This window comes from Streptomyces sp. SLBN-118, assembly GCF_006715635.1.
Lineage (GTDB): Bacteria > Actinomycetota > Actinomycetes > Streptomycetales > Streptomycetaceae > Streptomyces.
This window is the reverse complement of the sequence record NZ_VFNP01000001.1, coordinates 3,619,247-3,639,019: the sequence shown is the minus strand read 5'-3', so window position 1 is coordinate 3,639,019 and position 19,773 is coordinate 3,619,247. Positions and strand designations below refer to the sequence as shown.

Sequence of the window (19,773 nt, the reverse complement as noted above, 5' to 3'; positions counted from 1 at the left end):
TGCCGGGCCCGCGGCATGCCTCGGGAAGGACTCATCGTGAGCTATGACTTCGACACCCCCGTCGACCGGCGCGGCACCTGGTGCATCCAGTGGGACGGGGTCGCCGACCGCTTCGGCGTCGACGGGCTGCTGCCCTTCACCATCTCCGACATGGACTTCACATCACCGCCCGAGGTCCTCGAAGCGCTTCAGCGCCGCGTCGCCCACGGCGTCTTCGGCTACACCGACTGGCGGCACGAGGACTTCCTGTCCGCCGTGGCGCACTGGTTCAGCAGCCGGTACGACACCGAGATCGACACCGGACGGGTCGTGTACGGGCCGTCCGTGTTGAACCAGCTCTCGCAGCTGCTGCGGATGTGGTCCGAGCCGGGCGAGGGGGTCGTCGTCCACACACCGACGTACGACGGCTTCCTGAAAGCGATATCGGGCCTCGGGCGGGAGCTGCGCGGGGTGCCGGTCGGTGACATGGCCGCACTGGAGCGGCAGCTCGCCCGCGCCGACAGCAAGGTGCTCGTCCTCTGCTCGCCCCACAACCCCACCGGCCGGGTGTGGACCCGGGCCGAGCTGGCCGAGACGGCCCGGCTGGCGGCCGCGTACGACGTCGCCGTCGTCAGCGACGAGATACACGCCGACTTCGTCCACCCCGGCTTCGCGGCGGACGGGCAGCGCCATCTGCCGTGGACGCGGTTCGGAACGGGCCGCTGGGCACTGATCACGTCCGCCACCAAGGCCTTCAACTTCCCGGCGCTGAGCGGCTCGTACGGGATCATCGGCGACCTGGACGACCATGCGGTGTTCCTGCGCCGGATGCAGACCGGCGAAGGGCTCGCCTCGCCGGCCGTGCTGTCGCTGACCGCGCACATCGCCGCGTATCGCGAGGGCGCGCCCTGGCTGGACGCGCTCGGCGCGTATGTGGCGGGGAATCTGCGGATGGTCGCCGAACGGCTGGGCTCCGCCTTCCCGGAACTCGGCTGGCAGCCGCCCCAGGCCGGCTATCTCGCCTGGATCGATCTGCGGGCGCTGGGCGTCGACGACGCGGCATTGCAGCGTGAGCTGATCCAGCGCGAGAAGGTCGCGATCCTGCCCGGCACCACCTACGGCGTCGAGGGCTTCGTACGGTTCAACGTGGGCTGCCCGCGCGCCAAGGCGGAGCAGGGCGTGGACGCCCTGATCCGTGCACTCAGCCGGCTCGTCTGAGCCGGAGGCGGCTGGGATGATCCCGGTATGGACAACAGTCCCGGCGAGGTCAGGCTTTCCACGGCCACCGGCCGCTGGGTGATTCTGACGACCGTGCTCGGGTCCAGCATGGCGCTGCTGGACTCGACCGTCGTCAATGTCGCACTGCCCCGCATCGGGGAGGATCTCGACGCCGACATGGCGGTCCTGCAGTGGACCGTCAACGCCTACACGCTCACCCTCGCCGGGCTGATCCTGCTCGGCGGGGCACTCGGCGACCGCTACGGGCGGCGGAGGATCTTCGTTCTGGGTGTGGTGTGGTTCGCCATCGGCTCACTGCTGTGTGGCCTTGCCCCCAACGACGTTCTCCTGGTGGCGGCCCGCGCCCTTCAGGGCGTCGGCGCGGCTCTGCTCACCCCGGGGTCGCTGTCGCTGATCCAGGCGAGCTTCCACCCGGACGACCGGGCGCGCGGGGTGGGCCTGTGGTCCGGTTTCGGCGGCGTGGGCGCGGCGGTAGGGCCGTTCCTCGGCGGCTGGCTCGTCGACGGGCCCGGCTGGCGCTGGGTGTTCCTGATCAATGTGCCGCTGGCCGCGCTGTGCGTGCCGGTGGCGCTGCGGCATGTGCCCGAGTCGCGCGACCCGCAGGCGCACGGCCGGTTCGACGTACTGGGCGCCGTGCTGGGGGCGGCGGCACTGGCCCTGGTGACCTACGCGCTCATCGGCCCGCAGCTGTGGGCGGGGATCGCGGGCGTCGCGGTGGGAGCCGCGTTCGTGCTCGTCGAGCGGTGGCGGCCCGAGCCCATGCTGCCGCCGTCGATCTTCGCGTCGCGGCAGTTCACCGCGGTCAACCTGGTGACGGTGTGCGTCTACGCCGCCTTCGCCGGCTTCTTCTTCCTGACAGCCCTGCAACTCCAGGTGGTGGCGGGTTACTCGGCGCTCGGCGCCGGTACCGCGCTGCTGCCCACCACGGTGCTGATGCTGCTCCTCTCCGCGAGATCGGGCGAGTTGGGGGAGCGGATCGGCCCGCGCATCCCGCTCACCGTGGGCCCGCTGCTGTGCGCGGGAGGGATACTGCTGATGCTGCGGGTGGGCGAGAACGCGTCGTATGTGACAGATGTGCTGCCCGCGATGCTGGTCATGGGCCTCGGCATGGTGACCCTGGTCGCGCCGCTGACCGCGACCGTGCTGGCATCCGTGGAGACCGCGCGGGCGGGGCTCGCGAGCGGCATCAACAACGCGGCGGCCCGCGCGGCCGGACTGCTCGCGGTGGCGGCGCTGCCGCTGCTGGCGGGCATGGGGCCGGAGGCGTACCGCTCGGCGACGGAGTTCGGGGAGACGTTCCGGCGGGCGATGCCGATGTGTGCGGGGGTGCTGGTGCTGGGCTCGCTGATCGCGTGGACGACGGTACGGGGGCCGCAGCCGGCGGATGTCCTGGCGCGGGCGCGGCCGCAGTGCCGGGTGAACTGCGGGGTCTCGGCGCCACCGCTGGAACAGGCGGCTGAACGGGTGCCCGGGTCCGCGGGAGCCTGACCCGGGAGTTCTCCGTGCCGCCGACGCTGTCTGAATGACGGCGGCACAGACGTCTCAACTGCGGTGATTGTTACCGCTTCCACTCGGCGTACGCCTCGGCGCTGCTGTCCTTCAGGAACTGCCAGCACCGCTCCGTCTCGTCCTTCTCGTCGATCTCGCCTGCGGCGCGAGCGAGGGCGCCGAGGCAGCGCAGGAACCCGCGGTTGGCCCGGTGGTCCCAAGGGATGGGGCCATGTCCCTTCCACCCGGCCCGGCGCAGCGCATCGAGACCGCGGTGGTAGCCGGTCCGGGCGTACGCGTACGACTCGACCACTCGCCCCGCCTCGAAGGCGTCGTCCGCGAGCATCGCCCAGGCCAGCGAGAACGTCGGATGCTTCGCCGCGACCTCGGCCGGCGTCAGGGACTCCTCGCCCAGCAGGCGGTACGCGTCTTCGTTCTCCGGCAGGTACGTCGGCTCTGGGCCGCCGAGCAGGTTCTTGTGCGTCGTCATGCAAGCAGTCTGCCACTCAAGAACGGGCGGTCGGGACGCCCATGAGGCCAGGGCGGGAGAACCGGTCGACCTCCTCATCAGGAACGCCGTGGTCCTCAGCTCGGACAAGGCGCTCGCGAACGTCCGTGAGCGCGCGCCGGAATGGACCAACGAGGACAACTGGCCTCCCCGGAACGGGGTATGGCCGAGTTCGAGCAGGCGTGGCAGGACAAGCGCATGTCAGTCGGGCCGGCACCGCCGTCGGCCGAGGCATGAGAGAGCGCCGGGGCCCGTCAGGCGATGGCGCCGCGCAACAGGATCGCGGTGATGAAGTCCGGGGCCTGGCGGGCGCCCATGTGACCTTCGAGCGTCAGCTCCCATGCGGTCTCGGCCAGGCCGCAGAAGGTCGAGGCCAGCCAGGTGGCCGGCATGTCCTTGCGCAGCATCCCCGCCTCCTGGCCGCGTTCCACGAACGAGACCGTCCGGGTGAAGACCCCCTCGGCCCGATCACTTGCCTCGGGCACGCCCAGGACGTCCGGCTCGACGTAGACCAGGTTCCACAGCTGGGCGAACGGCACGTAATCGCTCACCAGCCCAGCCAGCACCTGCTCTATGGGTGCGGTGTCGGTCTCGGCGCGGGAAAGGGTCCGGTCGCAGTCGTCCAGGATCTTCACGGCCATCGCCCGCACCAGGTGCTGGCGGGTGGGGAACAGGCGGACCAGGGTCGCCCGGCTGATGCCCGCGCGCGCGGCGATGGTCTGCATGGATGCCCCGCGGTCCTTGGCGAGCACCGGGATCGCCGAGTCCAGCACCTCTGTCGCGTCGGTACGCATCGCTGAGAAGACTCCCATGCCTCTATTGACACATCGGTGTTTCAATTTATCCTTTGAAGTGTCAGCCTCATTGTACTGAAGAGGGGGTGTCGTCTGTTGTCCCGCAGCCTGATCCGCTCCGCGGCCACCGTCGCCATACGCCACCTCTTCCCCGTCCCCACCGCGTCCGGGCGCACCGCGCTCTTGCCGCGGAACCGACAGGCGTCCAGCCAGGGCGCCCCCAGGCAGGCGCCGGCCGCGCCCCCGTCGAGGCGGCCGGCGCCGGTGCTCGTGCGCCCGTTCCACTGAGAGCGGACGCCCGGCCGGTCCACACCGTGTGCGATGGAGCGGCAGCAGATACGCCCCACCAGGCACGGGGCGGCACCCGGACGGACCGGGGGCCGCCGTTGGCCTGCGCGGCTTGTTGCCCACGGGCAGGCTTCCGCGCGCGGCGGAGCGTCCCGAGATCCTTCAGAGCCCGTGTCAGATCGCAGATCGGTATAGAGCCATGACGATGCACCGTCGACGTTTCCTGCAGAGTGTGGGCCTGGGCCTGCCCAGCCTGGCCGTGCTGGCCGCTTGCCGGGCGGACGAATTCGACGCCGCCACCGAGTCGACCCCGTCCGGCCGCACGGGGGTGATCGTCGTGGGCGCGGGCATTAGCGGACTCGCCGCCGCGCGCCATCTGGCCGACCAGGGAGAGGACGTGCTGGTCCTCGAAGCGCGCGACAGGATCGGCGGCCGCATCTGGACCAGCGACGACTGGGACGGCGCGCCGGTCGATCTCGGCGCTTCGTGGATCCACGGCGTCGACGGCAACCCGATCACCGCGCTGGCCGCGAAGGCCGAAGCACGGACGCTCGTCACCGACCTGGAGAACACCACCGACTACCTCACCGACGGCAGCGAGGCCGAGGGCGCCAGGGCGAAGGCGTTCGAACGGTGGCAGGACGAGACCGCCGACGCGCTGACCTCCTACCAGGACAACCAGGAGCGGGACGCGTCGATGCGCAGCGTCGTCGAGCGTCAGCTGGACTGGTCCGAGCTGTCGAAGGACGACAAGGCCATGGTCAACAGTGCCCTGAACGACTACGAGCACGAGTACTCGGGCAGCGTGCGCCAGATGTCGGCCTCGTACTTCGACAGCGACACCCCGATCAACGGCGACGACGTGCTGTTCCCTGACGGCTACGAACAGATCACCGATCTCCTTGCGGCCGGGCTGCCCATCCGCACCGGCCACGTCGTCAAACGCATCGACTGGAACTCCAGCGGCGTGAGTGTCGCCACCACCAAGGGCACCTTCCGGGCCGACCAGGTCGTGGTGACGCTGCCGCTGGGCGTGCTGCAGAGCGGCGCGGTCACCTTCGGCCCCGGACTGCCGTCCGCCAAGCGCAACGCCATCGACAAGCTCGGCATGGGCGTGCTCAACAAGTGCTACCTGCGCTTCCCCCGGAAGTTCTGGCCGGACACCGACTGGCTGAACTACGTGCCGGCCCTGGACAAATACGGGCAGTGGGCGCAGTGGATCAACGTCAGCCGCGTCAACGGCCGGCCGGTGCTGCTCGGCTTCAACGCCGCCGACTTCGGCCGCACGATCGAGAGCTGGAGCGACACCCGGATCGTCGACAGCGCCATGGAGACGCTGAGGACCATCTTCGGCCGTGACATCCCCGCTCCTACCGGCTTCCAGATCAGCCGCTGGGCGTCCGACCCGTACGCGCGGGGCGCGTACTCGTTCAACAAGGTCGGCTCCACACCGGCCATGCGCGACCAACTCGCCGCCACCGTGGAGGACCGCGTGTACTTCGCCGGCGAGGCGACCCACCGCACGTCGTTCGCGACCGTCCACGGCGCCTACCTGTCGGGAATCCGCGCCGCCCAGGAAATCGCGGGCTGAAAGAGCCGTACACCGGTGAGTCCTTCGGGTTGTGTCCCCGCCGCGAGCGCGGCGGGGACAGCCGAAAGCGTTCGCACCGCGCTCCTGGCGACCGCAGCCCTCCTCGCCGGCGTCGCGGCAGCAGCCCTCCTCCTGCTCGACTCCGACTACCTCGACGAGCCCGGCGACCAGGACACCACCGCCATCGGCCTCCCCCCGTCCACCGGCGCGACCCCCAGCCCGTCCTCCGCGTCCCCGCGGCCGACCGCGACCCCCGACTACACCGTCCCCTACACCAACCTCGAACTCACCTCCCCCGACTCCGACTACGAGATCGACCTCAAGACGGGAAGAGTGAGCCGGGAAACCCCCGCCTGGTTCCTGGGCCGTGAGGCCGGCGAGTTCTACATCCCCGACGACAGCGCCGCCTACATCCCACCTGTCGGCACCGTCACCCTCCCCGACTGCCTCCAGGGCCTCGACACCCAGCCCGCCTCCGCCCTGCCCTTCACCACCCTGCGCGCCGACCGCAGCTTCTGCGTCCGGGCCTACGGCGGCCGGGAGATCGCCATCATCCGCATCCTCAACACACCTTCCGACGACGGCCCGGTGAACCTCTCGATCACCTACTACCGCCGCTCCACCTGACCCTGGCCGACTCGCCTGTACGCGCCGGCGCGATTCCGACGTTGTGCTCGCGCTCGGAACGGTGCGCCAGAACCACCGTCGCGCCCCCTGGTTCCCGTCTCCGAGGAGGCACCCTGGCTCTGCGCGCGCTGGGACCGCCCCGCCGGCCAGTACCGAGGACCTGCCCCGTTCTGGGAGCCATCTGGGAGCCGACCTGCTCCCCGGCTCCCTTCCATACCCGCCGAGACCAACCGGTCCACGCCTCTGACCTGCGCAAACGCCATCCTTTGCAGCCGCGCTGTGCTGACGCATGGAACCGAAGGCCCGTTTCTCCTGTCTTGATCGTGGGACGCGGGCCTTCGGCCTGTCCGCCCCACACACCGGTACCGCTGGGGAGGGGTCTGTCTTGGGCAAGCGTGCTGTCGCCCGTCGCAAGGATTCCCGCGGCCGGCCTCTGCGCATACTCCCGCTCGGCGCGGCCCTCGTCGTCCTCTCGCTCGGCAGCGGTGCGGCCCTCGCGCACTGGCAGGGCAGGGAGCGGCCCGTGACCGGAGTCGTCCAGGACACCGTCCAGCCGCTCCTTCCATCGTCCCCGAGCCCCGAGCCCGCCGACCCCGAGCCGCGCACCACCTCCTCGGCGCCCTCGCGAAACCGCCCGCCCGCCGCCAAGCCGCCCGCCGCCAAGCCGCCCGAGAAGGTGAAGCCGCCTGCCAAGGAGAAGCCGCCCGCCAAGGTCCCGGCCTCCGGCGCGGGCAGCTTCACCACCGCCCGCGGCACGGGCCGCCCGTCCGGCTCGGGCCCGCTCCGGCGCTACCGCGTCCAGGTCGAGAACGGCGTCGACATCCCCGCGAAGGACGCCGCCGCCGAGATCGAGCAGATCCTCGCCCATCCGCGCGGCTGGGGCGCCCACGGCAGGGGCTCCTTCCAGCTCGTCGAGTCCGAGGCCGACGCCGATTTCGTGATCAGGATCGCCACCCCGGCCACCGCTGACCGGCTCTGTGGCGCGCAGGGCCTGGACACCCACGGCGAGCTGAACTGCGAGACCGCTGACGGTGTCGTGGTGAATCTGCGCCGCTGGCTGCTGGGCTCACCGACGTTCGCGGGCACCCCCGCCGAGTACCGGCATCTGATCATCAACCACGAGATCGGGCACGAGATCGGCATCCGCCGGCACCTGGGCTGCGGGGGCGCGGACAGGCTCGCGCCGGTGATGATGCAGCAGATCAAAGGGCTGGACGGCTGCCGTTCCAATGCCTGGCCGTACGACGAGGACGGGACGTACGTCACAGGCCCGGAGCTCTGACCCGGGCAAAGACCGGCGGCTTATGATGCCGGTGGGGACCGGGGCTCCCAAGCCAACAGGAAGGGGCGGACCGCTACCCGGACACGTCGAGGAGACAGCGATGTCACATGACGCGGCCCCGAACCTGGATTTCGCGGGCACTACTCCCTATGAGGACTATGTCCAGGCAGACGTTCTCACCCATCTCCAGAAGACGCTCTCGGACGACCCGGGAGAGATGGTCTTCCTGGTCACCACGCAGGTGATGGAGCTGTGGTTCACCGTCATCGTCCATGAGTGGGAGACGGCCGCCCGCGCCCTGCGCGCGGACGATCTGCCCGTCGCACTCGCCGCCCTGAAGCGCAGCACCTACGAACTCGAATCGCTCAACGCCTCGTGGAAGCCGCTGGCGCACCTGACGCCCGCGCAGTTCAACGCGTACCGCAGCGCGCTCGGCGAAGGCTCCGGCTTCCAGTCCGCGATGTACCGGCGGATGGAGTTCCTGCTCGGCGAGAAGTCGGCGTCGATGCTGGTGCCGCACCGGGGTGCGCCGCGCGTGCACGCCGAGCTGGAGAAGGCCCTGCACGAGCCGAGCCTGTACGACGAGGTGCTGCGGCTGCTCGCCCGGCGCGGGCTCCCGGTGCCGTCCTCGGTCCTGGAGCGGGACCTGTCGCAGAAGTACGAGCCGTCGGAGGACGTCGAGAAGGTCTGGGCCGCGGTGTACGGCGGCGAGGACCAGGACTCCGACGCGGTCCGTCTCGGCGAGGCACTGACCGATGTCGGCGAGCTGGTGTGGCGCTGGCGCAACGACCACCTGGTGGCGACGCGGCGGGCCATGGGCTCGAAGGCGGGAACGGGCGGTTCGGCGGGGGTTGCCTGGCTGGAGAAGCGGGCCCGCAAGAACGTCTTCCCGGAGCTGTGGACGGCGCGCAGCCATGTCTGAGTCACTGGCCCACAGGGCCGCGGCGCTCGACGCCGCCGACGAACTGGCCGGTGCGCGCAAGCTGTTCGCGCTCGACGAGACGGTCTACCTGGACGGGAACTCGCTGGGCGCGCTGCCCGCGCACGTACCCGCGCGGGTCGCGGACGTGGTGGGCCGACAGTGGGGCGAGCTGCGGATCCGCTCCTGGGACGAGAGCGGTTGGTGGACGGCGCCCGAGCGGATCGGCGAGCGGATCGCGCCGCTGGTGGGGGCCGGGCCGGGGCAGGTGGTGGTCGGCGACTCCACGAGTGTCAACGTTTTCAAGGCGGTTGTCGGGGCGGTGCGGCTGTGCGGGGACGACTCCCGTACGGACATCGTGGTCGACGCGACGACATTCCCGACGGACGGCTACATCGCCGAGTCGGCGGCCCGGATGACGGGCCGGCGCCTGGTGCCGGTCGCCCCGGCGGACCTGCCCTCAGCGCTCGGGCCGAGCACGGCGGTCGCGCTGGTCAACCATGTCGACTACCGCACCGGCCGCCTCCACGACCTGCCGTCGCTCACCGCGGCGATCCACGAGACGGGGGCGCTCGCGGTCTGGGACCTCTGCCACAGCGCGGGCGCGCTGCCGGTCGGCCTGGACGAGCACGGCGTGGACCTGGCGGTCGGCTGCACATACAAGTACCTGAACGGAGGGCCTGGTTCGCCGGCGTATCTGTACGTCGCCGAGCGGCACCAGGCGGCGTTCGACTCCCCGCTGCCCGGCTGGAACTCGCACGCGGACCCCTTCGCGATGACGCCCGGCTTCGAGGCGGCGCACGGCGCGGTCCGGGGGCGGGTCGGGACGCCGGACATCCTGTCCATGCTGGCGCTGGAGGCCGCGCTGGACGTGTGGGAGGGGATCTCGATCGACTCGGTACGGGCCAAGAGCCTGGCGCTGACGGACTTCTTCCTTCAGTGCGTCGCGTCGTACGTGCCCGCGGGGGCGGTCACCTCACTCACCCCGGTCGGACATGCCGAGCGCGGCAGCCAGGTCGCGCTGCAGTGCGCGGACGCGCCCGCGGTGATGGAGCGGCTGATCGCGCGGGGCGTGGTGGGTGATCTGCGCCGGCCGGACGTGCTGCGGTTCGGGTTCACGCCTCTGTATGTGGGATTCGGCGATGCGGAGCGGGCGGCGGCGGTCCTGGCGGAGGTTCTGGCGGGCTGAGGGTGTTCCCGGGGCGCTGCCCCGGCCCCCGCGTGCGGCCGAGGTCGCACGCGGGGGCCCGGGGCAGCTCCGGTCACGGGAAAGAGTGGGGTGGGGACAAGCCCCGCCCAGCGGAGCCGGCTGGTACCGTCCCCGCTGGTCAGGTCAATTCCGCCACTCCGCAGGAAGGTTGGAGCGCAATGCCGGACCCCGTCGACCCCGTCGCCCGTGACGCCGCCGAGGCCGAGTCGGTGTTTTCGCATCCCGCCGTCGCGCCGGACGTGTCCGTCGCGTACGGGGACCATCCCGACCAGGTCGTCGACTTCTACGCGCCCCGCGGCGGGCAGGCCGGTGCGCCCCTCGTGGTCGTACTGCACGGCGGCGCCTGGCGGGCTCCGTACGACCGGCAGCATGTCACCCCTTTCGCGGACTTCCTGGCCCGCCGCGGGCTCGCTGTCGCCACCGTGGAGTACCGGCGCGGGCGCGAGATTCCGCAGCAGCGCGGGAGCGGCCCCGTCGCCGGGCGGTGGCCGGAGACCTTCGACGACGTCGCCGCGGTGATGGACGCCCTGCCCGCGCTCGCCCGCAAGGCCCTGCCGCACGCGGACGTCCGGCGCATCGTGGTGACCGGGCATTCCGCGGGCGGGCAGCTCGCGCTGTGGGCCGCCGCGCGGCATGTGCTGCCCGTCGGATCGCCGTGGCGGCTGGACGTGCCGCCCGCGCTGCGCGGGGTCGTCGCGCTCGCCCCGATCGCGGACTTCGCGCACGCCGTCGAGCTCGACGTGTGCGGTGGCGCGGTGATCCAGCTCCTCGGCGGCGAGGCGCAGTTCGAGGCGAGGAGCGCGCACGCCGACCCGGCCGCACTGCTGCCGACGGGCATCGCCACCACCGTCGTGCAGGGCCGTATCGACATCGTTGTGCCGCACGAGGTCTCCGAGTCGTTTGTCGACGCCGCGGCCAAGGCGGGGGAGACGGTCGGGCTGACCCTCCTCGAAGACGTCGGGCACTTCCCGCTCATCGATCCCGCCGCCGACGCGTGCGCGGTCGTGGCGGAGGAGATCGCTCAACTCGCCTGGTAGAGCGCCCGGACATTCGTCCGGTGAGCGACGGATCACCAAGGACGCCCGCAGCCGCCGGACGGGACGGACCACCAGGTAGCACCACGTAGTACTCAGGACGGACGCGGCAGGATCCGCAGTGATGCTGACGACCGCATCCGTCCGTCCGCTTACCTTTCTGTACGTGACCGAGATGAACCGCACCCCCGAGTACCGCCTGGCCATGGGCGCGCTGAGCGGCCTGCGCCAGGACCTGTTCCATGACGCGTTCGCCTACCGGCCGCTGCCGCGGAGGCGCACGGACGGGCCGCTCACCCGGCGGCTCCCGGGCCGGATACGCGACGCCGCGGCCTGGATGCCGCATGCCGCGGTGGGCGCCGTGGCGATGTTCACGCTGCTCCTTGCATACGGTGGCGAGGGCGTGGGACCGGCGCTGGTGCTCACCGGGTTCATACCGGCGGCCGCCGTGGTGATGACGCTGCTCAGGCCCGTCGGGGCGTGGTGGCTCTCGCTGGCGTCGACGCCCCTCGGCGTCACCGCCGGCTTCGAGGGCGACTGGCCGTGGTCGCCCAGCGGCTTTGTCGCGCATCTGGCGGTGATGACTCTCGTGGCGCTGCGGACCCGGCCGCGCACTGCGGCCTGGATGTGGCTGCTCACCGCCGGATACGGCCTGTTCGCCGGGGTCATGCTCTCCTCGGGCAGCAGCTCCAACATTCCCGAGATGCTTTTCGTCGCCGCGCTGGTGCTGCTGGTGGTGACCGTGTGGCACGTGCGCCGCGAGGCCAAGGAGGAAGTTGCGGCCCAGCAGACGGTGACGGCCGTCGAGCGCGACCGGCGCACACTGCTCGAAGAGCGCACGACGATCGCACGCGAGCTCCACGACGTCGTGGCCCACCACATGTCGGTCGTCGCCATCCAGGCCGAGGCCGCGCCCTACCGGGTGGAGAACCCGCCCGAAGAGCTGGCCAGGGCCTTCGAGGTGATCCGTGAGAACGCTGTTGCCGCGCTCGCCGAGCTCCGCCGCATCCTCGGCGTCGTACGGGCGGAGGACTACGAGGCCCCCGACGCCCCGCAGCCCGTGCTCGCAGATATCGAGAACCTGCTCTCCAATGTCCGCGACGCGGGCCTGGAGGCGGACAAGACGGTCACCGGCGCGGTCCGCCTGCTGCCGCAGGGCGTCGAGCTGTCGGCCTACCGGATCATCCAGGAGGCGCTCAGCAACGCGCTTCGCCACGCGCCCGGGTCGACGGCGAGGGTCGAGATCAGTTACGTCCTCGGGGGTCTGGGCCTGCGGATCGTGAACACCGCGCCCCAGGGCCTGGTCAAGCCCTCACCGGGGGCAGGGCACGGCATCACCGGCATGCGGGAGCGTGTGACGATGCTGGGCGGCGAGATGACGGCGCAGCCCACGCAGGAGGGCGGCTACGAAGTCACCGCCTTCATTCCCGTCGCAGCTGCCGAGACCGCCTCCGAGGAGACCTCATGACGATCCGCGTCCTCATCGTCGACGACCAGATGATGGTCCGCGAGGGCTTCTCGGTCCTGCTGAACGCGATGCCCGACATCGAGGTCGTCGGCGAGGCCGTGAACGGCCGCGAGGCGGTCGCCAGGGTCGCCGAGCTCACCCCCGACGTGGTCCTCATGGACATCCGTATGCCGGAGCTGAACGGCATCGAGGCGACCCGGGAGATCGTCGCGGCGCACGCCGAATCCAAGGTGCTGGTGCTGACGACTTTCGACCTCGACGAGTACGTGTACCAGGCGCTGCGCGCGGGAGCATCCGGCTTCCTGCTGAAGGACGCGTCCGCACGCCAACTCGCCGACGGCGTACGGGTGGTGGCGTCCGGCGAGGCACTGCTCGCCCCGACGGTGACGCGCCGCCTGATCACGGAGTTCTCCAAGCTGTCCCAGAACCCGCGGCCGCCCGCGCTGGCGCAGGTGGGCGACCTGACGGAGCGCGAGACGGAGGTCCTCGTGCTGATCGCGCAGGGTCTGTCGAACGCGGAGATCGCCTCACATCTGGTGGTCGCCGAGTCGACGATCAAGACGCATGTGAGCCGGGTGCTGGTGAAACTGGGTCTGCGGGACCGGACGCAGGCGGCGGTGTTCGCGTACGAGGCGCGCTTGGTCACGCCGGGCTAGGGGGCGTCTTTCGGATCTTGCCGGGCTCGCGTGCCCTGGCACGGCACCTCGCTGCGTTGTCGTCAGTCGCCTACGCTCCGCGTGGGCTCCACCTCCGCCTTGCGATGCTCCCCCGTAGCCCTTCGGGCACGGGAGGTGCCCCCATCACCAGACACCGCTCACTGATCCGGCCTGATCCAAGAGACACCCCCCTAGTCTAGAACCGTCGTTCGGATCAGGACCAGGAGCTGTACCGGGGGCTACGGCCCGGCCGCACCTTCGGCTAGCGTCAGCCCATGGCCGCCTTCGACCCCTGGTCACCCGCGTTTCTCGCCGACCCTTACCCCGCCTACGCCGAACTCCGCGCCCGCGGACGCGTCCACTTCTACGAGCCCACCCGCCAGTGGCTCGTACCCCGCCACGCCGACGTCTCCGCACTGCTGCGGGACAGGCGGCTCGGCCGGACGTATCTGCACCGCTTTACCCACGAGGAGTTCGGGCGTACGCCGCCGCCCGAAGCACACGAGCCGTTCCACACGCTCAACGACAACGGGATGCTGGACCTGGAGCCCCCGGACCACACCCGCATCCGGCGCCTGGTCTCGAAGGCGTTCACACCGCGCACGGTCGAGCGGCTCGTCCCGTACGTCCAGGGGCTGGCATCCGAGCTGGTGGGCGCTCTCGTCGCGGACGGCGGCGGCGATCTGCTGACGGCCGTCGCCGAGCCGCTGCCGGTCGCCGTCATCGCCGAGATGCTGGGCATCCCCCAGGCCGACCGCAAGCAGCTGCGGCCCTGGTCGGCGGACATCTGCGGGATGTACGAGCTGAGCCCCTCGCAGGAGACGGCGCGTCGTGCCGTCCGGGCGTCCGTCGAATTCTCCGACTACCTGCGGGAGTTGATCGCCGCTCGCCGCAAGGAGCCGGGCGACGACCTGATCTCGGGCCTCATCGCCGCGCACGACGAGTCGGAACGGCTCTCCGAGCAGGAGATGATCTCCACCTGCGTCCTGCTCCTGAACGCGGGCCACGAGGCCACGGTGAACGCCACGGTCAACGGCTGGTGGGCGCTGTTCTGCCACCCCGAGCAGCTGGCGGCCCTGCGCGCGGACCGCTCGCTGCTGTCCACGGCTGTGGAGGAGCTGATGCGGTACGACACCCCGCTCCAGCTGTTCGAGCGCTGGGTCCTGGACGACATCGAGATCGACGGCACGACGATCCCGCGCGGCTCCGAGGTCGCCCTGCTCTTCGGCTCGGCCAACCGCGACGCGGACGTCTTCGCCCACCCGGACACCCTGGACCTGTCCCGCGAGGACAACCCGCACATCTCCTTCAGCGCGGGCATCCACTACTGCATCGGCGCGCCCCTGGCACGTATCGAACTGGCGGCGTCCTTGGGGGCCTTGCTCGACCAGGCTCCGACCCTGCGTCCGGCGGCCGAGCCGGAACGCAGGCCGAACTTCGTGATCCGCGGCCTCGAGGAGCTGCGCGTCGAGCTGTAGTTCGTCCTTAGCCCACCCAGGTCATCGGCTCCGGCCGTTCGTGGGACGGCTGTGCTGCCCGGGTTGCGTTTGTCGACCTGTTCGGGCACCCATGCCTCGCGCCGGGCGACCCGGCAGACGAACAGGAGACAACAGCATGCTCAAGATGCGAGCGACTCGCGCGTGGCGCCTGTGGGCGCCGGCCGTGACCGTGGCGGTCACCGCGACCGCGGCCGGAGTGGTCTCGGCCGCCCCCGCCTCGGCCCAGACCATCGTGAACTGCCCCGCCCAGAACCTCCAGACCGCGATCGACAACGCGGCCCCGGGGTCGACGATCATGGTTGCGGGGACCTGCGCCGGCAACGTCACCGTCGAGAAGAACCTCAGCCTCATCGGCTTCGGCGGTGCGGTTCTCGACGGCAATGCCGCCGGTACGACCCTGACCGTAGGCGCGGGTGCCGACGTGCAGGTCAGTGCCTTGACCATCGCCAACGGCTCCGCCGAAAACGGCGCCGGTCTCCTCAACAACGGCTCGGTGACACTGAACTACTCGATCGTGCGCGACAGCAACGCGAACTTCTACGGCGGCGCCGTCCTCAACGCCGGCATGATGACGCTGAACGGCTCCACGGTGCACTCCAGCACAGCCGATGTCGGCGGTGGTATCGCCAACTTCTCGGGCGCCACCCTGACGCTGAACGCTTCCACGGTGCGGGACAACACCGCTCTGTCCGGGGGCGGCGTCGCGAACCTCGGCGGCACCGTCACGATGAACTACTCGGCGGTGACGACGAACACCTCGGTGGGCGGCGCCGACGCCGGCGGTGGCATCCACAACAGCAGCGGTTCGGTGTCCCTCATGGCCACCTCGGTCACCGACAACAGCCCGAACGCCTGCACCGGGTCGGTCGAGGGCTGCACCGGCTGACCCCGACGAACGGCGCCGGGCCGGCGGCCCCTCAGACCGACCAGCCCGGCGCCACGCTTGACGGTGCCCCTAACCGCCCCCCGCCGCGGCCGCCGTCGACGGCAGGGTCAGGCCCCATGCCCCCGGTCTCAGCGTCCATGTCCGCGTCCGGACGGGGCCCGTGACCAGCGCGTCCGCCCGGTAGCGGAAGTCCGCGCCCGACACCGTCACCGTCAGGGCCCGCGCCATGACCGGATCGGTGTGGGCGCCGTGCCGCACCGTCACCTCCGCGCGTCCGCCCCCCGCCCGTACCGTCACGGCCTCCACCAGGCGGTCCAGGTCGGTCAGCAGCACCCCGTCCGCCTCCACCCGCAACCGGTGGGTCCGTACCGCGGATGTGTGCGGTGCCGGTCGGACCAGGGTGCGGACCAGCGAACGGCAGGTGTCCCACACGGACGCGCCGCCGGTCGAGCCGTTCATCGCGGGCGCTCCCGCCGGCCCCGCGGCCGCCGGGATCGCCAGATCCCCCAGCACCACCCCGTCGCTCTCGTCCACCAGCAGATCGAGCCGCTGTACGACCCCGTCGAGCACGGCCCGCGCCGCGGCCACCGCTCCGCGCGGCACACCCAGCGCATGCGCCAGTGCTACGGACGGCCCCACCGGGACCATCGCCAGGGCCCCGTCTCCGAGCCAGCGGTCGCGGTGCAGCAGGGCCACCGCCCGAAGCAGCGTCCGGTCGTCACCCACCACCACGGGCCTGCGCGACCCTCTGCGGGCCAGTGCCCGCGCGAATTCCTCGGGCCCCTCGGGGAGGCAGATCTTCGCCTCCGACCCGCCACACAGCACATCTTTCGCGATCCGCACGGACTCGCCGTCGTTTCGGCGGGCGACCGGGTCGATGACCACCAGTAGCTGGTCGTGAGCCGACACCTCGGTCCTTCCTCGGGTAGCATCTTTGTGCAAGAGCCCCTTGCGCTATTGCGCCAGGGGCTTCGTCTATTCCGGGGCAACCGGTCCGAAGACTCAGGCACGGCTCAGGCCCCCTGACCTTGGTCTTGCCCCGCCCGGAAGGGGTGTACGCCTGTGCCCGCACTTGTGCTGCTCGGTGCTCAGTGGGGTGACGAGGGCAAGGGAAAGGCCACCGACCTCCTCGGTGGATCCGTGGATTATGTGGTGCGCTATCAGGGCGGCAACAACGCCGGCCACACGGTTGTCGTGGGCGACCAGAAGTATGCGCTGCATCTGCTCCCTTCCGGAATCCTCTCGCCCGGATGTACCCCGGTCATCGGCAACGGCGTCGTCGTGGACCCGGCGGTTCTGCTCTCCGAGCTGAGCGGGCTGAACGACCGCGGCGTCGACACGTCCAAGCTCCTGATCAGCGGTAACGCCCATCTGATCACTCCGTACAACGTCACTCTCGACAAGGTGACGGAACGGTTCCTCGGGAAGCGGAAGATCGGCACGACCGGCCGTGGCATCGGCCCGACCTACGCCGACAAGATCAACCGCGTCGGCATCCGCGTCCAGGACCTCTACGACGAGTCGATCCTCGAGCAGAAGGTCGAGGCGGCGCTGGAGTCCAAGAACCAGCTGCTCGCCAAGGTCTACAACCGGCGCGCCATCGAGGCCGGGAAGATCGTCGAGGAGATGCTCCAGTACGCGGAGCAGATCAAGCCGTACGTCGCCGACACGACGCTGATCCTCAACAACGCCATCGACCAGGGCAAGGTCGTCCTCTTCGAGGGCGGCCAGGGCACACTCCTCGACGTCGACCACGGCACGTACCCCTTCGTCACCTCCTCGAACCCGACCGCGGGCGGCGCCTGCACGGGCGCGGGCGTGGGTCCGACGAAGATCAGCCGGGTCATCGGCATCCTCAAGGCGTACACCACGCGCGTCGGAGCGGGTCCCTTCCCGACCGAGCTCTTCGACGAGGACGGCGAGGCGCTGCGCCGCATCGGCCACGAGCGCGGTGTGACGACCGGCCGTGACCGCCGCTGCGGCTGGTTCGACGCGGTCATCGCGCGCTACGCGACCCGGGTCAACGGCCTGACCGACTTCTTCCTCACCAAGCTGGACGTCCTGACCGGCTGGGAGCAGATCCCGGTGTGTGTCGCGTACGAGATCGACGGCAAGCGGGTCGAGGAACTGCCGTACTCCCAGACCGACTTCCACCACGCGAAGCCGGTGTACGAGTACCTGCCGGGCTGGTCCGAGGACATCACCAAGGCGAAGACCTTCGACGACCTGCCGAAGAACGCCCAGGACTATGTGAAGGCGCTGGAGGAGATGTCGGGCGCGCCGATCTCGGCGATCGGTGTGGGCCCCGGCCGTACCGAGACGATCGAGATCAACTCCTTCCTGTAGGACGGCTTTCGGACGGGGGAGCCCCGGATGGTGGCTCCCCTGTCCGGCGTTGCGCCAGGTCACCTTGGGAACGGCCACGGGCCTTCCGCGAGTTCCTCGGTGCGGACCCACACCCGCCGGCGTGGAGCGCGTCGGCCGGACAACGATGGAGGCACCTGCCCGGGCTCGTGTCACCGGCACCTCGTAGGCTCCCGCCCATGAGCGACGGGGAATCCGGCAGACGGGTCATCGACGGGCGCTTCGAGCTGGAGGCCCGGCTCGGTGGCGGCGGTATGGGCATGGTGTGGCGAGCGCGCGATCTGGCGCTGGACCGGGCCGTGGCCCTCAAGGAGGTGCGGCCGCCCGATCCCGGGCTCGCCGAGGCGGACCCCGGGGCCGCTGCGATGCTGCGGGAGAGAGTGCTGCGGGAGGCGCGGGCGCTCGCCCGGGTCAATCATCCCCATGTGGTGACCATCCACCACGTGGTGGACGGCGCAGAGCACGCCTACCCGTGGCTCGTCATGGAACTGGTCACCGGCGGATCGCTCCAGGACCGGCTGAACAAGGGGCCGATGACGCCGGTCGAGGCGGCCAGGATGGGGCGCGACGTGCTGGCCGCACTGCGGGCCGCGCACGACGTCGGCATCCAGCACCGTGACGTGAAGCCCGCCAATGTCCTGATGCGGCCCGACGGACGCCCCGTCCTCACGGACTTCGGCATCGCGGCGATCCGCGAGTCGACCTCGCTGACCATGACCGGGTCGATCATCGGCACGCCCGACTACATGGCGCCCGAGCGTATCTCCGGCGACGACGGTGGCCCGGGCTCGGACCTGTGGTCACTGGCGATGATGCTGTACGTCGCCGTCGAGGGGAACCATCCGCTGCGCAGGGGGACGACGCTGGCGACCTTGGCCGCCGTGCTCAAGGAGGAGCTTCCGCCTCCTCGGCGGGCGGGTGTGCTGGCAGGGGTACTGGCCGCGGTTCTCGTCAAGGACCCGGCCGCGCGGCCGGACCCGGAGACCGTCGACCGGATGCTTGCGCAGGCTGCTCAGGGTGAGGTCGGCACTCCAAGCGGGACGGGCGGGACGGCCGGGACCACGTCGTACCGGCTGACGCCCCCGTCAGGACCGGCGACGCCTCCGCCGGGACCCGCGACCCCGCCGCCCGCACCGCCCGGGTTCGGGCCGCCGATGGGCTTCGGACCCGCGACCGGGCACAATGCCGTGCCGGTCCCCATGGGGCCGCCGACCCCCTACCCGATGGGCCCCACACGGCACACAACGCCCCCGACGGGCGCCCGTGCGAAGCGCCGGATCGCGATCGCGTCGTCCGTCGTCGGGACCGTGCTGGCGGGCGTCCTGGTGTGGTCCCTGCTGCCGGACGTTGGCGGGAAGGGCGATGCCACCGGCTCCTCACCGGCCGGCTCCCCGGCCACCAGCTCGCGGACCCCGACACCGACCGCGACGTCCTCCGCCCCGCCGGAGAGGACGGAACCGGACAAGACGGAGAAGGTCGATCTGCTCACGCCCGCCGGCATCCGGATGGCGATCAAGGAGATCAAGGCGAAGACGGGCACCAACAGGGCCGGTGACTTCACCGTCTACCCGGAGCACATCTCCGTGTCCGTCATGGTCAAGGGGAGCGACAAGCGCTACGACAGCTGGACCTACCGCGTCGGCGAGGGGGCGACCAAGGGCATCATCAGCAGCACGCTCATGGGCGGCGATCTCCCGTTCAGCCTGGACGAATTCGACTGGGACGTCGTCCCTGCTCTGCTGGCCAGGGCCGAGAAGGACCTGAAGGTGAAGAATCCGACCTCACGTTATCTGCTGGTCAACGCGGCCAACGAAACGTTCAACACGCCGAAGAACCTCGCCGTCTACCTGGCAGACGACTACGAAAGCGGCCACCTCGAGGCCGACCCCAAGGGCAAGGTGACCCGGGTCATGCCGGCCGAGGGGGGCTGAGCTGCCCTCC

The 19,773-nt window shown here is 70.8% G+C and carries 17 protein-coding genes; 14 read left to right on the top strand and 3 right to left on the bottom strand.

The features are described from left to right. The first annotated feature begins 15 nt into the window (after window positions 1-15). Complete coding sequence (locus FBY35_RS16560; RefSeq protein ID WP_142214534.1) at window positions 16-1,197, top strand: MalY/PatB family protein; 1,182 nt, start codon at window positions 16-18, stop codon at window positions 1,195-1,197. Window positions 1,198-1,224: 27 nt separating this feature from the next. Further along, on the top strand, window positions 1,225-2,706 hold the full coding sequence (locus tag FBY35_RS16555) for an MFS transporter (RefSeq protein ID WP_142214533.1): 1,482 nt from the start codon (window positions 1,225-1,227) through the stop codon (window positions 2,704-2,706). Window positions 2,707-2,776: 70 nt separating this feature from the next. Here the strand turns inward: FBY35_RS16555 and FBY35_RS16550 are convergent, their stop codons facing one another. Together FBY35_RS16550 and FBY35_RS16545 are read right to left on the bottom strand one after the other, a co-directional pair. Continuing rightward, window positions 2,777-3,196 carry a DUF3151 domain-containing protein gene (locus FBY35_RS16550; protein WP_142214532.1) on the bottom strand — a complete coding sequence of 140 codons (420 nt, stop codon included), beginning with the start codon at window positions 3,194-3,196 and terminating at the stop codon, window positions 2,777-2,779. A gap of 272 nt (window positions 3,197-3,468) precedes the next feature. Continuing rightward, window positions 3,469-4,026 (bottom strand): TetR/AcrR family transcriptional regulator, encoded by a 558-nt coding sequence (locus FBY35_RS16545; RefSeq protein ID WP_142214531.1) that lies wholly within the window; start codon window positions 4,024-4,026, stop codon window positions 3,469-3,471. Between the two features lie 475 nt (window positions 4,027-4,501). Here FBY35_RS16545 and FBY35_RS16540 point away from each other — a divergent pair, with 475 nt between their 5' ends. From FBY35_RS16540 to FBY35_RS16495, 10 genes are all read left to right on the top strand, one after another. Beyond that, entirely contained in the window at window positions 4,502-5,887 is a 1,386-nt protein-coding gene (locus FBY35_RS16540; protein ID WP_142214530.1) for an NAD(P)/FAD-dependent oxidoreductase, read from the top strand. Between the two features lie 15 nt (window positions 5,888-5,902). After that, window positions 5,903-6,514: a hypothetical protein gene (locus FBY35_RS16535; protein ID WP_142214529.1), complete on the top strand. Its 612-nt coding sequence runs from the start codon at window positions 5,903-5,905 to the stop codon at window positions 6,512-6,514. Window positions 6,515-6,899: 385 nt separating this feature from the next. Then, a complete protein-coding gene (locus FBY35_RS16530; protein ID WP_260848632.1) occupies window positions 6,900-7,796 on the top strand; it encodes a DUF3152 domain-containing protein in 897 nt (298 codons plus the stop codon). 100 nt (window positions 7,797-7,896) lie between these two features. Further along, entirely contained in the window at window positions 7,897-8,718 is an 822-nt protein-coding gene (locus FBY35_RS16525) for a tryptophan 2,3-dioxygenase family protein (protein WP_142214527.1), read from the top strand. Then, window positions 8,711-9,904 (top strand): kynureninase, encoded by a 1,194-nt coding sequence (gene kynU / locus FBY35_RS16520; RefSeq protein ID WP_142214526.1) that lies wholly within the window; start codon window positions 8,711-8,713, stop codon window positions 9,902-9,904. The genes FBY35_RS16525 and kynU overlap by 8 nt, the downstream gene beginning before the upstream one ends. Window positions 9,905-10,083: 179 nt before the next feature. Continuing rightward, a complete protein-coding gene (locus tag FBY35_RS16515) occupies window positions 10,084-10,962 on the top strand; it encodes an alpha/beta hydrolase (protein ID WP_142214525.1) in 879 nt (292 codons plus the stop codon). Between the two features lie 121 nt (window positions 10,963-11,083). Next, a complete protein-coding gene (locus tag FBY35_RS16510) occupies window positions 11,084-12,427 on the top strand; it encodes a histidine kinase (RefSeq protein WP_142214524.1) in 1,344 nt (447 codons plus the stop codon). Next, window positions 12,424-13,083, top strand: coding sequence for a response regulator transcription factor (locus FBY35_RS16505; RefSeq protein ID WP_142214523.1), 660 nt, complete (start codon window positions 12,424-12,426; stop codon window positions 13,081-13,083). The genes FBY35_RS16510 and FBY35_RS16505 overlap by 4 nt, the downstream gene beginning before the upstream one ends. Before the next feature lie 275 nt (window positions 13,084-13,358). Further along, complete coding sequence (locus FBY35_RS16500) at window positions 13,359-14,561, top strand: cytochrome P450 (RefSeq protein ID WP_142214522.1); 1,203 nt, start codon at window positions 13,359-13,361, stop codon at window positions 14,559-14,561. A gap of 136 nt (window positions 14,562-14,697) precedes the next feature. Further along, complete coding sequence (locus tag FBY35_RS16495; RefSeq protein ID WP_142214521.1) at window positions 14,698-15,468, top strand: hypothetical protein; 771 nt, start codon at window positions 14,698-14,700, stop codon at window positions 15,466-15,468. 69 nt (window positions 15,469-15,537) lie between these two features. Here the strand turns inward: FBY35_RS16495 and FBY35_RS16490 are convergent, their stop codons facing one another. Continuing rightward, entirely contained in the window at window positions 15,538-16,377 is an 840-nt protein-coding gene (locus FBY35_RS16490) for a diacylglycerol kinase (protein WP_142214520.1), read from the bottom strand. 153 nt (window positions 16,378-16,530) lie between these two features. Between FBY35_RS16490 and FBY35_RS16485 the strand changes: the two genes are divergently transcribed. Together FBY35_RS16485 and FBY35_RS16480 are read left to right on the top strand one after the other, a co-directional pair. Further along, entirely contained in the window at window positions 16,531-17,814 is a 1,284-nt protein-coding gene (locus FBY35_RS16485; protein ID WP_142214519.1) for an adenylosuccinate synthase, read from the top strand. A gap of 197 nt (window positions 17,815-18,011) precedes the next feature. After that, window positions 18,012-19,763, top strand: coding sequence for a serine/threonine-protein kinase (locus FBY35_RS16480; RefSeq protein ID WP_142214518.1), 1,752 nt, complete (start codon window positions 18,012-18,014; stop codon window positions 19,761-19,763). Window positions 19,764-19,773 lie beyond the last annotated feature (10 nt).